This is a genomic window from Pseudozobellia sp. WGM2 (genome assembly GCF_017810075.1).
GTDB lineage: Bacteria > Bacteroidota > Bacteroidia > Flavobacteriales > Flavobacteriaceae > JADNYK01.
This window is the reverse complement of the sequence record NZ_JADNYK010000008.1, coordinates 1-15,040: the sequence shown is the minus strand read 5'-3', so window position 1 is coordinate 15,040 and position 15,040 is coordinate 1. Positions and strand designations below refer to the sequence as shown.

Below are 15,040 nucleotides of genomic sequence, written 5' to 3'. Positions count from 1 at the left end.
TTTTATGATAGAACCCCTAATTACCGACGACACCGTAGTATTTGGTTTATTAACTCTATGTCTAGGCTTCATATTTTATACTTCCTCAATTACCAAAGGGTTCTGGAAAAAGTTTTATTCAATAGTGCCTGCTGTTCTAATGTGCTATTTATTGCCTGCGATATTGGCCAGTTCAGGCATAATTTCCGATGAGTCGTCGAATCTTTATTTTGTAGCTAGCAGATATCTTTTGCCCGCTGCATTGGTTCTCATGACTTTAAGTATCGACTTGAAGGCCATCTCCAATTTGGGGTCAAAAGCGCTTATTATGTTTTTGACCGGTAGCGTAGGCATAATAATCGGTGGGCCTATAGCCATTTTAATTGTGTCTATATTTTCACCTGAAACTGTTGGTGGCAACGATTTTGATGCTATTTGGCGCGGACTTGCAACCATTGCCGGCAGTTGGATCGGTGGTGGCGCCAATCAAGCGGCCATGCTAGAAATATTCAGGTACAACCCTGAAAAATATGGTGGCATGGTGTTGGTCGATATAGTAGTTGCCAATGTATGGATGGCCGTTATTCTTCTCGGAGTAGGTAAAACAAAGCGTATCGATAAATGGCTCAGGGCAGATACCAGCGCTATCGAAACCCTAAAAGTAAAGGTTACCGCTTTTGCCGAGAAAATTACTAGGGTTCCCACGCTCAAAGATTACATGATGATGTTGTTCTTTGCCTTTACGGCGACCGGAATAGCCCATTTTTTCGGAAATCACATCAGTAATTTTCTTACTTCAACATTCGACAGCGTCAGTGACAAGAAAAGTTTTCTATCATTTTTAGGCTCCAGTTTCTTTTGGATGGTGGTAATCGCTACCGTAGTTGGTATTTCATTATCATTTACCAAGGCCAAAAACTACGAAGGTGCAGGGGCCAGTAAAATCGGCGGAATGTTCATTTATATTCTAGTGGCAACCATAGGTATGAAAATGGATTTGGGCAAAGTTTTAGAAAACCCCGGCCTTATCGCAATAGGCTTTATTTGGATTACTATACATGCCGGCTTATTGATATTGGTGGCCAAACTTATAAAAGCTCCTTATTTTTTCTTGGCGGTTGGCAGTCAAGCCAACGTAGGCGGGGCCGCTTCGGCACCAGTGGTGGCCGCGGAATTTCACCCGTCATTGACCTCTGTTGGTGTATTGTTAGCTGTCTTTGGCTATGTTGTCGGTACTGGGGGTGCCCTACTTTGTGCCTATCTTATGGAAGTTGCTTCAAAACTATAACTGCCGACCATCAGTTAAAATGATTTTTTTTAGGATATTTGCGCCACCAAAAAAATAAAATGAAAAACCTATTCTTCTTAAGTGCCATTCTTTTTTTAATGATTTCCTGTGGAGGAAACAATGCCAATATGATGATCGTGAACGGCAATGTCAAGGGGCTCAAAAAAGGTACACTCTACCTACAACATATACCAGATTCAACCTTGACAACCATAGATTCGGTGCAGGTTGATGGTGATGGTACATTCAACTTTGAAACCGAATTAGAGAGTCCGGAAATTTTTTACCTCTACCTTAAGAAAGAAGATGCCAACGATATCAACGATAGAATTACTTTTTTTGGTGAACCTGGTACTATAACTATTAACACTTCATGGAACACTTTTGATATGAACCCAAAAATCGAAGGTTCTGAAACTCAAAAAAAATTGAAAGAGTACCAAAAGACAATGTCGCGATTTAACATGAAGAATCTCGAACTTATGCAAATTGCCCGTAACCCAGAAGTTCCATTAGATTCATTACAGTTAGATTCGCTGCAGGATCTTAGTGACAGAAACCTAAAACGAGGTTATGCATTTGCCTTGAACTTTGCCCTTAACAACAAGAATTCATATATAGCACCTTTTATCGCTCTAAACGATGTATCTGATGCGAATGTTATATACTTAGATTCTATTTACAATTCACTTTCACCTGAAGTGGCCGAGTCGAAATATGGCACCCTCTTAAAAGAACATTTAGAAAATGTGAAGAAATAAAAAAATCCCGTTTAATAACGGGATTTTTTTATTCAAAATTCGGGTAACTACACTATCCGAGGTTATTAACCTTTTCAGCGAGACCGTTGGCCTTAGTTTCCAATTCTTGGCGTACCTCTTTTAGGTGGCTTTTTCTGTTATCTACTTTCTTATTATTAACCTTCTCAATTAAAACGTCAAAAGTTTCAATGGCCTCATCGATAATTTTGGCTCCCTCTTTAGACTCTTGATTATTATTTGCCGCATCAACGATATATACCGCTTCGATGATATCGCCAAGTACATTATTGATATCTTTTTTTAATTCTCTTACACTTGCCATAATATGGATTTATTTTTTGCAAAAATAGCCTTTTTTTAAATCATTTGATCAACGGTACCAACTCTAAATAGTTACCTCCAATAACTTGGCACCTTCTGTCTTGATTGTAATCGATTCAGATGCGGCAGCTACCAACGTAGTTTGACCTTTTTCTATATCTACAGAACCAAAGTCGTTTGTAATCATAGCAGAACCACCTACACACATGTAAATTGTAAAAGAATCTCTTTGCTTGATATCTAGTATCAAGTCTTGCGACAAATCTAGAAAATTTGTCTTGAAATAAGGGCACTCGACCATATCGTTCACCTTATCCTTCGTATTCGAATAATTTACCTTGAAATCGTCTTTCTTTAAATAATCAATAGCATCTAGTGCCAAATCTGTATGCAACTCCCGTAGATTACCGTTTTTATCCTTCCTATTAAAATCAAACACTCGATAGGTGATATCTGAAGTCTGTTGTATTTCTGCCAATAAAACGCCTGCACCAATGGCATGGATTTTTCCGGTATTAATAAAAAAAGTATCTCCCTCATTAACCTTCTCGTAATTGAGAAGTTCTAACAATGTATCGTTCTCTAAGCTATTGGCATATTCCTCTTTCGTAACATCTTTATTGAAACCGACTATTAGCTCGGCATCATTATCGGCATCCATCACATACCACATTTCAGTTTTGCCAAAAGAGTTATGCCGTTCTTTGGCCAACTCATCGTTCGGATGTAATTGTATCGAAAGGTCTTTTTTGGCATCGATGAACTTGATAAGAATAGGAAAATCGGTGCCGAACCTTTCAAAAACACTCTTACCCAGCAACTGCTCCGGAAATTCTTCAATAAGTTCTTGCAAAGATTTTCCTGATAGCTCACCATTCGAGACTACGGAGATATCACCAGACACCGTAGATAGTTCCCAGCTCTCGCCAGTTATATCATTTTCGATCGGTTTACCCAATACATCTTTTAATTTTGTGCCGCCCCATAGACGTTCTTTGAGTATTGGTTGAAATTTTAAGGGGTAAAAGATCATAGTTTGATTGATTGTATGGCCTTCAATGCTTCTCTAATGTGCGCTGAAGCACCCATGCTATTGAAAACCATGATTATTTTTCCTTTTGAATCTACAACATAGGTTTCCCTTCCAGGAAGTATTAGTAAACTTTTTCCTACATTAAACGCTTTGCGCACTACTTTATTATTATCTGCGAGCAAGGTAAAGGGAAGCTTATATTTTTCGGCAAAATTATAATGACTTTTTTGGTCGTCTGAACTGATACCGATCACCTCGACACCCAAATCTTTAAACTGCTCATAGCTATCTCTAAAGGAACATGCTTCTTTCGTACAGCCGGGAGTATCGTCTTTCGGGTAGAAATAGATGACCATCGGTTTTTTACCCTTAAAATTTGCACTGTCGAATACTTTACCGAACTGATCGATCAATGTAAAATCAGGTATTTCGTCACCCACTTTTAGTCCCATAAGCTAACCGGAAAATGTAACAAAGTTTCGAGGGGTCTCATAAAGGATTACCTCGATTTCTTTGGTATTGTCAATATGAGGTCTAAGTTTACGCCAGATAACTATCGCAATATTTTCTGCAGTTGGGTTTAAATCTTGAAATTCTGGTACCTCAACATTTAAATTTTTGTGGTCTAGGGCATCTTCAATTTCATTCTTGATCAAATCTTTTAAAACCTTCATGTCAATAACAAAGCCCGTTTCTTTATTTATTTCACCAGTTACACTTACAATAAGTTCGTAATTATGACCATGAAAATTAGGGTTGTTACATTTACCAAAAACAGCATCGTTCTTTTCAGGCTCCCAGTCTTTTCGATACAGACGATGGGCCGCATTAAAATGTGCTTTCCTACTTACTTTAACCTTCATCGCCCAGTGGTTTTTGAGAAATATAACTATAAAATTTTTCAAATATGATTTTGAACCATTCTGTATATATTTCAGGATTGTTCTGCATATCAGACTTGATGTCTTCTGGCCTCATCCATTTCCAATCGGCGACCTCATCAGGATTAATATTGGGTTCGCCCTCAAAGTCGCCCATCATAACATGGTCAAATTCATGCTCGGTAAGTCCGTTATCAAAGGCGGCCTTATACGTAAAAGAAAATAGTTCTTTAAGTTCTGCTACGAACCCCATTTCTTCTTGTAACCTTCTCTTACCCGCCTCAATATTAAGTTCACCTTCCCTTTGATGACTACAACAGGTATTGGTCCATAATAAAGGAGAGTGATATTTGTGTGCCGCCCTTTGCTGAAGCATGGTCTCACCCTTACCGTTCATAATAAAAACGGAAAAAGCCCGATGTAAAAGCGCCTTTTCATGGGCTTCCATTTTAGGCATAGTGCCTATTTGATTATCTTCTTGGTCTACCAAGATTACTTGTTCTTCTTTCAAATGCAATTGTTTAGTAAAACGCATAGAATGCGCTTTACACAAAAATAACACCTTTGAGCAAGTAATATAAAAAGAGGACTATAAAATATAGTTAATGGCCTGTAACAACATCTAAAGCAGTATATCTCTCTACAACTAGTTAAGGTAGAGGTAACCTTTGAGCATTTTATGTGTACCGTCGGTATCTTCGTAATTAAAGAGATAAAAGTAAGTACCTGAAGGAAGTCTTTCTTCAACACCTTCCGACAGCTGATCAGATGTCATACCTATAAATTGATTACCAGATGTGTCGTATGATTCGGTTTCGTAAAGCAAAATGCCCCATCGATTGTATATCTGCAAATGATTTTCAGGTCGCTCATCCAAACCTGTGATGGTCAAGTAATCGTGTAAGTTATCTCCATTAGGAGTTACTACGTTGTATACAATTACATCTGTATATGGGGCCTCTAAGTAATCAGGTCTTCCATTTCCATTTTCATCGTCATTAGAATAATCACCATCAGTATTGGCATCTTCATCTCTACTCATAATACCATCACCATCATCGTCAATATCTCGATAATCTGATTCTTCATCACCATCAGTGTTCGGCAAATCAAGTATTGGATTGTCAATTTCATCATTGATGTCAACATCTATCATTTCTTCACCTTCATAGCCATCATCAAGCCCATCATCATCTTTATCAGATCCAATAAATACTACATCGGGTATGCCATCGTGATTATGATCGTGTGCCTCGATAGAATCTAAAATATTATCGTTGTCACTATCAAGATCCAAATAATCGGGCATATCTTCACCATCTGAATTAACAGGTATCAGCCCCTGCATACCATCATTTTCATAGGCATCATCTAATCCATTATCATTTTCATCTCGATTACTGGGAGGAATGTAATCTGAAGTAGTCTGGGCCTCTACATTATCAGGTATACCATCATTATCACTATCGATATCTAAATAATCAGGATATTCATCGTTATCGGAATTGGTTGGGTTTGTTGCCGGATTATCGTCACCATCTAAATTCAAGTCTTCGAAACTATCGGTAATTCCATCACCATCGCTATCTAGAGTGTCGGGTGAACCCTCTCCAACAATTAAAATGGCACTATCTGACACCGCAATAGGTTGGCAGAGATTATCTGCACTTGTCGCTACCAATCTATATTGATTTCCGCTTTCTGTTACCGGAACATTTGACAACGAGAGTTCAGTCGTGTTCGCACCGGCATAAATTCCGCCATTCGCTATCTGGCTCCAAGTACCGGAATCAGTGCTTACTTCCCACACATAGGAAAGCGTAGAACCGCTTACGTTTGCCGAAAAAATAGCATTCCCGGCGATTGGTATTTGTTGGTCGTTGGGAGAAGAATTTATCGTCACCGCTACCCCATTTGGGGTTACCACTGAATCTGACGAACCACTGTAACCTCCTTGACCTAGAACCAATCCATCTACATTTACCGAAATTGGAGAACTCCCCAAATATAAATCGCCATCAGCATCTTCATGGCCAGCCTCTATGGCATCGCCACAACCATCATTATCACTATCTAAATCTAAATGGTCGGCAATACCGTCACTATCGCTATTTTGTTCTTGACAACTAGAAACCCGTACTGTAAAGTCATCAAATACAGAATAAGCTACGTTACCATCATTCTGTTGATTGTAAGTATAGACCCGTAAAGTATAAGTAGTATTTTCCTCTAAATTAAATTGAGAACCTGAAGGCATTATATCAAAAAATTCAGAAACCCCGTCTGAAGGATAATGAATTCGGATATCAGAATACAAAGACATAGATGTAACAAAACCATCATTAGAAATCTCAAGGGCCACATCATACGAATGGCCCACAGTGGTTCCATCAGAATTTTGAAACCAATTTAGACCAATACGCTCTATTACCGGGTTTATTAATCCGTCTGCCGTTGTAAAATCGACCTCTACATATTCATTTTGTAACACTGCTTCTTCATAGGTAATTGCATCAATATTACTGATCTGTAATTCTGAGGCAGGTGAATTACCATCTATACCTATACCCGTAGAGATACTACCTGTATTCGAAATAAGCCATGAATTAATCGATGGGTTCTGAACAAAATCACTTTCCCTTGTGCCTACTGGGGCGTTAAACTCCCATGCAAAATAATCATCATCAATACAATCCAATGACTCGTCACCATCTATAATACCATCATTATCATCATCTAAATCTGTTCTATTGTCCACTAAATCGTTATCCGTATCATAATCAGTGGTGATATAAACAGAAGTTATATCTGTGCTACCACTGGCATCGGTAATTTCGTAGCTGAAAAAATCAGTACCGACGAAATCGGTATTCGGCGTATAAGTAAAATAGTCATCAAAAGAATCGTTTATAGTACCATTATCCTGTAAAGCTATCGTTCCATTAGTAGGCAAAGTGAAATTAGTAATGGCATTATTCGGTCTTGGGCCAGCACTACCAAAATTATCGTTTTGAAGAACATTGATACTATTGTCGGTTGAGTTGTTCACCACATTTGCACTATCGAAAATTGCTTCTAATTTAATCACGATGATAGCCGTACCGGTATCGCACACCCCTGTATTGGGTGCTGGCAGACAAACTTCATATTCAAAGGTATCGTTACCCGTAAAACCGGCATTGGGTATATAGTTGAAATTTCCATTGGAATTAAAAATCAATGTTCCGTTGGATGGGCCTGAAGTCAATGTATAGGTACTACCATCTGGCACCAAATCGTTGGCGGCAATATCACCATTGCCCTCACGATCTAATTTTATTCGTAAACTGTCATCTTCAGCATAGGTCTGCATCAAAAAGAACTTTCCGTCGCCATGATCAGTCGTTGCTCCCATATATCTGATAGAGGTTATAATGGAGCCCACCGGGGCAAGCTCAGATAACTCATATAAGGCTACACCAATTATTTGATTGTTCTCGTTATTTCTACCACTACTCCAATAATCGCTATTCGCCGTGGGTGCAGCTTGAGGTAGCACACCGGTCAGATTAGTCTCATTTCGAACAAATGTTCTACCCAGTAATTGTTCCGCCCCACCACCTGCTGGCATGCCGTGCAACTCAACATACATACAATTGTTACCGCCCCGTTCAGTAATGGCAATGACTCCATCGGGGTTCGATGGTATACCGGGGTTATAAGAAATGGTCTGCATTTGAGCATTGGTCGTAGCAAGAACCGTGTAGTCTCCACAGAAATTATCTCCCGTACTATCCGATTGAAAATAATGATTTAAATTTAGCGACTGATAGGCGTTTAACGCCCCAGATTCCCAATTTGGGTCATCGCTGCCACTCACAACTCGAGAACCATTCAACCATATATTATTTTCGCCATCACCGCCTGGGCCTACCCTGGTCATCTCGTAAGTTGAAGGCACAACGAAAGTACTATACTCAACCCCGTCAATGCTAATAGATTGTAGGTTAGCAGCATCACTTACAGTAGCCTGCGTATCTGCCCAATTGAAGGTTACGCCCGTTCTAATCGAATTGGCCTGGCCTAAAAGCTGAACTGTCGTGAATAAGGTTACACCAAGAAAAAATATAATTCTAAAATAGGTAACTAAAGTGTAGGTACTCTTCATGAGCTAAGCGTTTATATATGCATGGAATAGATTTGGGACCTATTCTGATGCAAAGATAATTTCATACTTGCCCAAACGGGAGAATATACGTTATACGTACATATTTATCGCCTTGGAGCACTCTCAAAGCGCTTTAAAAGAAAGTAAGGAAATCCCTATATAGACAATGGGATTGACAAACGGGATAAACTACAAATCATTATCATACTTCCCATTAGTTTATATATTGATGCCATCAATCAACTGCTATGACTTTAAGCACCTTACTTTATACTTAGAATCATCCTATTAAATACAAATAGAAGCTAATAAATTTTTAGAAGAACCGAGGAGATTTTAAATTGCCCTGAGTCGATATAAAGTCGTATCGAAATATGACTTCGAAAGAGCCGTCGTTATATACGGCATTACCTAATTCGGTTATTTCTCGATCATAGGCTATACCGATAAGAAACTTATTAGAGACATTGAAACCGAACATTCCGCTATAGGCGGCATCCCAACGATAGGCCGCACCTAGAATAAATTTCTCGTTCAACATAAAGTTGGCCGACAAGTCTACTTGTAAAGGGGCTCCCTGAACTAGTTTTGACAAAATTGTTGGTTTAAACTTGAAGTTTGAACTTAAATCCCAAACATAGCCAGTTATTAGATAAAAATTCATCTGCTCTTTGGCTGTAGAAGGTGCCGGACCTTCTTGAAAATGTTTGGTCTGTAAAATTCTAGGAACCGAAATACCAGCATAAAATCTTTCATTATGATAATAAATACCAGCTCCGAAATTTGGCGAAAATTGATTGTCTATATCATTTTGTAAGCTGTTATCTGGAGCAATTTGATTCAGCTCTGAAAATCGAACATCCAATAAATGGGCCGAAGCTTTTAATCCGAAACTTAACCTACCCTCATTAGAGGTATATATCGTATACGAGAAATCAATATCGAAGTATGTCTCGGAAGTTGGTCCGATTTTATCGTTAACAATCGACAAGCCTAATCCGACCCCTCGATACCCGATCGGAGAATGCACATTAAAGGTTTGAGTAATGGGCGCTCCATCAAGACCGATCCATTGTGATCGGTGCAGGGCCGCAACACTAAGGTTGCCCCGTGACCCCGCATACCCCGGGTTTACACTCACAGTGTTGTACATGTACTGCGTATATTGTGCGTCTTGCTGGGCGGTCAATTGATTTAATCCGGCAGTCAATACTATAACGAACAGCAATAATTTATTTGTAATGATATTTAGATTCGGGGTCTTCATTCTTACTATCGGTTTAAATAAATATATCCGGATAAATTTTTAGTTTCTCCATTATCGGTTTTGTACTCTAAAATATAGAAGTAAGTACCTACGGGCAGTTTTCGGTCTACATCGACCGTAACTCTACCCTCTGAAGTACCATCAAAGGTATTTCCTTGAGTATTGTATGCTTGAGTACTGTACACAATGACTCCCCATCTATTATAAATGTGTATGGAATTATCAGGATAATTCTCCAGACCTGAAATAGTCAAAACATCATGTACTCCGTCACCATTGGGTGTAATTACATTAAATACTTCAATCTGCTCTTCTTCGCGGTTCGGCTCCAAGTATTCAGGAATGCCATCATTATCACTATCATCATTTGAATAATCTCCATCGATGTTTATATCTTCATTTTTACTCTCGATTCCGTCGTCGTCGTCGTCGGTATCTCGATAATTCGATTCGCCATCACCGTCGGTATTAGGTAAGTCATTATAAGGGTCGTCTATTTCATCGTTAACATCACGGTCAATAACAGTTTCACCTTCATAGCCGTCATCAAGACCATCATTGTCTTTATCAGATCCAATTAAGACAAATTCGGGTATACCATCTTGATCGTGGTCATGGGCCTCTATTCTATCAGGAATATTATCATTATCACTATCTTCATCTACATAATCAGGAAGACCATCACCATCGGTATCTTCAGGAATGATTCCTAAATTACCACTGGCTTCATAGGCATCATCCAACCCATTAGCATTTAAGTCTTGACCACTTGGGGCTAAATATCCTATGGTAGATTGTGCTTCTACATTGTCAGGTATACCATCATTGTCACTATCGATATCTAAATAATCTGCAATGCCATCACCATCGTTATCTGTTGGGTTGGTAGATGGATCATTATCCCCATCAAGGTTCAGATCTTCAAAATTGTCAAGAATTCCGTCGTCATCTGCATCTAAATCAACAGCATTCGTAACCACAATAGTAACAGTTGCCGTACTACAGTTTGATAGGCTATCACATAGTGTATAGGTAAAAGTATCCGCCCCAACATAGTTATCGTCAGGGGTATATGTTAGTGTATCATCGGAAGGGTCATTTGGGGTACCTGCATCGTCAATTACTACACTACCATTTGAAGAACGATCCACCGAAAGCGAACCGTTTGAAGGAACATCATTATCATTAGCTAAAATAGCGATGTCTATAGAGGTATTTTCAGTAGTCGCAATGGCATCGTCAATAGCGTCTACTATTGGCCTCACATCCACATTCACCGTGGCCGTACTACAGTCGCCAAACGTATTGCACACCGTATAATTGAAAGAGTCGGACCCGTTGTAGTTCGGGTTCGGAGTATAGGTAACTATATCATCAGTAGGGTCGTTGGGCGTACCATTATTATCGATTGTTACGCTACCGTTATCCGGATTACTTGAAATATTCAGAGAACCTGAATTGGGCAAGTCTGAATCATTGTCATATACATTAACAATTACAGGCAAATCTTCATCAGTACTCACCAGATCATCAACCAAGGTTGCCGATTCATCGATACAAACAACCGTAAAGTTCGGAAGGCTCTTGCTATTGCCAGCTTTATTAATCGTAGCCGTGTATTTCATAACCGTTTGAGTTGCAATAACAGTAGGACTATTCTGATTTCCAGAAACAGATGGTACCCAAGTAAGTGTGGCTCCTGGAGGTATCGGGTTTCTAGTAATATCTAAGGTCACCTCATTGTAAGGTGAATTGCAATTCGTAATGATAAAATAGCCCGTTGCATTTTTGCCACAAAGCGTACCATCATAAGTAGCATAGTAAACCCCACGCTCAGAAGCCTCATAAAATGAGTCGGTACCCAAGACCGTGCTAGGGTCGGTAGCCTCGTACCAGCGATAATTTGTCTCATCACCTGCACTAGGGGCTTGTAATAAAAATTGCGCTTGGGAAACAAAAATCCCAAGCATCGTAAAAACGACACCGAGGAATAGGGATTTATATGTTAAGGTGGCTTTCAAATCGGTCTTGAGCTATTTATATATTATTTCACCATAAAGACTACATTAATCAATGCATTATAGTCCGCTGGTTGCCCGATTATCTCATAGGTCAACTCTCCATCGCCATTAATAATCATGCTTCCCGTATTAAATACTGTTGGATCTGCGTACGTAACGTAATAATACAATTCAGTCGCACCATAAGTAGGAAGCGCAGCAGGCGCACCGGCACTAGCTACTGTTGGACTACCATATTGCGCAATATATTGAGCATAAAGGTCAATTGTAAATGTGCCATTAGTTGAAGCATCTACAGCAATTGACGGCGGGTAGAATATTCTAGCTGCCTTTGATGTTATCGGAGCGATTGCATTAATCACCTCTTGTACATTGGTCTCGGCGGTCGGAGAAGCTTCACCACCCTCATCAACATCAATTGGTGTTCTTAAGGGAACTTCGTCATCAAATTGGTCATCTGAACCTATATCGGATAAAGGAACATTTAGGTTTCCTCCACCATCAGTTAGCCTTAGGTTGTTTCCAACAACTCCAAAAGCTGTATTGTATTCGTTTCCTGGGTCTGAATCCGCATCGTTCACATTTAAGGTAATTGCGTTCCCACCAGAGATGGCTATATGACCTGCATTGCCATTGGATGATAATGTTTGGTCATCCGTTGCTGGATCACCTGCTGGACCTACATCTCCCTGCGGACCTTGCGGGCCAACTTCTCCTTGTGGACCTTGGGCTCCTGTTGCACCGGTATCTCCCTGTGGACCTTGAGGACCAACTTCACCTTGTGGACCTTGTGGACCTGTTTCACCTTGTGGACCTTGTGCTCCGGTTGCTCCGGTATCTCCCTGCGGACCTTGAGCTCCGGTTGCTCCTGTTGCTCCGGTATCTCCTTGTGGGCCTTGGGGACCTACGTCACCTTGTGGACCTTGTGCTCCGGTATCACCTTGTGGACCTGTTTCTCCTTGTGGACCTTGGGCTCCTGTTGCTCCCGTATCTCCTTGTGGGCCTTGTGGACCAACTTCTCCTTGTGGACCTTGCGCTCCGGTTGCTCCGGTATCTCCCTGTGGACCTTGTGGACCTTGTGGACCTGTTTCTCCTTGCGGACCTTGTGCTCCTGTATCTCCTTGTGGACCTTGTGGGCCAACTTCACCTTGCGGACCTTGCGCTCCTGTTGCTCCCGTATCTCCTTGTGCTCCGGTTGCTCCGGTATCTCCTTGCGGACCTTGGGCTCCTGTTGCACCGGTATCTCCTTGTGGGCCTTGGGGACCTGTTTCTCCCGTATCTCCTTGTGGACCTTGAGGACCAACTTCTCCTTGCGGACCTTGTGCTCCTGTTGCTCCGGTATCACCTTGAGGACCCTGTGGACCAACTTCACCTTGCGGACCTTGTGCTCCTGTTGCTCCGGTATCACCTTGAGGACCCTGTGGACCAACTTCTCCTTGAGCTCCTGTTGCTCCTGTATCTCCCTGTGGACCTTGAGGACCGACTTCACCTTGTGGGCCTTGGGGACCTACGTCACCCTGTGGACCCTGGGCTCCTGTTGCTCCGGTATCTCCTTGCGGACCTTGCGCTCCCGTTGCTCCGGTATCTCCTTGTGGACCTTGAGGACCGACTTCTCCTTGCGGACCTTGCGCTCCGGTTGCTCCAGTATCTCCCTGTGGACCTTGTGGGCCAACTTCACCTTGTGGACCTTGCGCTCCCGTTGCTCCGGTATCACCTTGTGGGCCTTGTGGACCAACTTCACCTTGTGGACCTTGGGCTCCTGTTGCACCGGTATCTCCCTGCGGGCCTTGTGGGCCAACTTCACCTTGTGGACCTTGGGCTCCTGTTGCACCGGTATCTCCCTGCGGGCCTTGTGGGCCAACTTCACCTTGTGGACCTTGTGGGCCTGTTTCTCCTTGCGGACCTTGAGGACCTACCTCACCCTGTGGGCCTTGTGGACCTTGTGCTCCTGTTGCTCCGGTATCACCTTGAGGACCTTGAGGACCAACTTCTCCTTGCGGACCTTGAGCTCCGGTTGCTCCTGTATCTCCCTGTGGGCCTTGTGGACCTTGGGCTCCTGTTGCACCGGTATCTCCCTGCGGACCTTGTGGGCCAACTTCACCTTGCGGACCTTGTGCTCCTGTTGCTCCGGTATCTCCTTGTGGGCCTTGGGGACCTACGTCACCCTGTGGACCCTGTGTGCCTGTTGCTCCGGCATCTCCCTGCGGGCCTTGAGGACCAACTTCTCCTTGCGGACCTTGAGGGCCTGTATCTGGATCAATCCAAGAATATGTACCTGTACCATCTGTCGACAGTACTTGACCATTATTTCCTCCTGTTGGCAACTCTATTTCATTGGTCGGGTCGTTGTCCGCGTCGTCCACGTTGTCGACCCCATCATTGTCCACCGTTACGGTTCCGCCATCGGCAAGGTTGATTGTCGATGTTCCATCACCATTATCGGTAATAGTAGATGCCTGAAAAGAAACGGGGGCTCCGTTCTCGTTCGTATATGTAAAACTACCATCGCCATTATCCGCCAATGTGGTAATCGTCTCTGAAATGGTTACGGATGCTACATTTAAATAAAGTGCTCCGTCAGATCCAAAAGCAATATCATTGTTGGCATCACCACTGATTAAATCTACAGATTCTGTTCCTCCACCATCGGTCAGCTCAAGGCTACCCGCGGTAATCCCACTTCCAGTATTATATTCATTGGTCGGGTCGTTGTCCGCATCGTCAACATTATCGACTCCGTCATTGTCCACTGTTACGGTTCCACCATTTACATCGGTGATGGTCGTTGTGCCATCACCATTATCGTCAACATCGGTAATCTCGTTCGTTGGGTCGTTGTCCGCATCGTCCACGTTATCAATTCCATCATTGTCAACCGTTACGGTTCCACCATTTACATCGGTGATGGTCGTGGTGCCGTCTCCATTATCGTTAACATCGGTAATCTCATTGGTCGGATCGTTGTCCGCATCGTCCACGTTATCGACCCCGTCATTGTCGACCGTTACGGTTCCACCGTTTACATCGGTAATCGTTGTTGTACCGTCGCCGTTGTCGTTAACATCCGTAATCTCATTGGTCGGGTCGTTATCGGCATCGTCCACATTATCGACTCCGTCATTGTCGACCGTTACGGTTCCGCCGTTCACATCGGTGATGGTCGTTGTGCCGTCGCCGTTGTCATTGACATCGGTTATTTCATTGGTCGGGTCGTTGTCCGCATCATCAACATTATCCACTCCATCATTGTCGACCGTTACGGTTCCACCGTTTACATCGGTAATCGTTGTTGTACCGTCGCCGTTGTCGTTAACATCCGTAATCTCATTGGTCGGGTCGTTA

Annotated in this window: 10 protein-coding genes and 1 pseudogene; 2 read left to right on the top strand and 9 right to left on the bottom strand. The window is 42.1% G+C overall.

Going from position 1 to position 15,040, the window contains the following annotated elements; all coding sequences use genetic code 11:
- Positions 1 to 4: 4 nt before the first annotated feature.
- Entirely contained in the window at positions 5 to 1,267 is a 1,263-nt protein-coding gene (locus IV512_RS16370; RefSeq protein WP_100871339.1) for a DUF819 domain-containing protein, read from the top strand.
- 59 nt (positions 1,268 to 1,326) lie between these two features.
- The gene (locus IV512_RS16365) at positions 1,327 to 2,028 is read left to right on the top strand and encodes a DUF4369 domain-containing protein (protein ID WP_209405306.1); all 702 of its coding nucleotides are present in this window, start codon (positions 1,327 to 1,329) and stop codon (positions 2,026 to 2,028) included.
- A gap of 52 nt (positions 2,029 to 2,080) precedes the next feature.
- Here IV512_RS16365 and IV512_RS16360 read toward each other — a convergent pair whose 3' ends face one another.
- The 9 genes and pseudogenes from IV512_RS16360 to IV512_RS16320 form a co-directional block, all read right to left on the bottom strand.
- Positions 2,081 to 2,350, bottom strand: coding sequence for a hypothetical protein (locus IV512_RS16360; protein WP_209405304.1), 270 nt, complete (start codon positions 2,348 to 2,350; stop codon positions 2,081 to 2,083).
- Between the two features lie 63 nt (positions 2,351 to 2,413).
- Positions 2,414 to 3,382 carry a type I phosphomannose isomerase catalytic subunit gene (locus tag IV512_RS16355; RefSeq protein WP_209405302.1) on the bottom strand — a complete coding sequence of 323 codons (969 nt, stop codon included), beginning with the start codon at positions 3,380 to 3,382 and terminating at the stop codon, positions 2,414 to 2,416.
- Positions 3,379 to 3,834 carry a peroxiredoxin gene (locus tag IV512_RS16350; protein ID WP_209405300.1) on the bottom strand — a complete coding sequence of 152 codons (456 nt, stop codon included), beginning with the start codon at positions 3,832 to 3,834 and terminating at the stop codon, positions 3,379 to 3,381. The genes IV512_RS16355 and IV512_RS16350 overlap by 4 nt, the downstream gene beginning before the upstream one ends.
- Before the next feature lie 3 nt (positions 3,835 to 3,837).
- A complete protein-coding gene (locus IV512_RS16345) occupies positions 3,838 to 4,245 on the bottom strand; it encodes a 6-carboxytetrahydropterin synthase (RefSeq protein ID WP_209405298.1) in 408 nt (135 codons plus the stop codon).
- Positions 4,235 to 4,798 carry an isopentenyl-diphosphate Delta-isomerase gene (gene idi / locus IV512_RS16340; RefSeq protein WP_245224893.1) on the bottom strand — a complete coding sequence of 188 codons (564 nt, stop codon included), beginning with the start codon at positions 4,796 to 4,798 and terminating at the stop codon, positions 4,235 to 4,237. The genes IV512_RS16345 and idi overlap by 11 nt, the downstream gene beginning before the upstream one ends.
- 111 nt (positions 4,799 to 4,909) lie before the next feature.
- Positions 4,910 to 8,410, bottom strand: a complete 3,501-nt coding sequence (locus IV512_RS16335; RefSeq protein ID WP_209405296.1) for a gliding motility-associated C-terminal domain-containing protein — start codon at positions 8,408 to 8,410, stop codon at positions 4,910 to 4,912.
- 316 nt (positions 8,411 to 8,726) lie between these two features.
- On the bottom strand, positions 8,727 to 9,677 hold the full coding sequence (locus tag IV512_RS16330) for a type IX secretion system membrane protein PorP/SprF (protein WP_209405294.1): 951 nt from the start codon (positions 9,675 to 9,677) through the stop codon (positions 8,727 to 8,729).
- Positions 9,678 to 9,682: 5 nt separating this feature from the next.
- Entirely contained in the window at positions 9,683 to 11,647 is a 1,965-nt protein-coding gene (locus IV512_RS16325; RefSeq protein WP_209405293.1) for a gliding motility-associated C-terminal domain-containing protein, read from the bottom strand.
- Positions 11,648 to 11,721: 74 nt separating this feature from the next.
- Positions 11,722 to 15,040: pseudogene (locus tag IV512_RS16320) on the bottom strand (hypothetical protein); the annotation flags it as partial.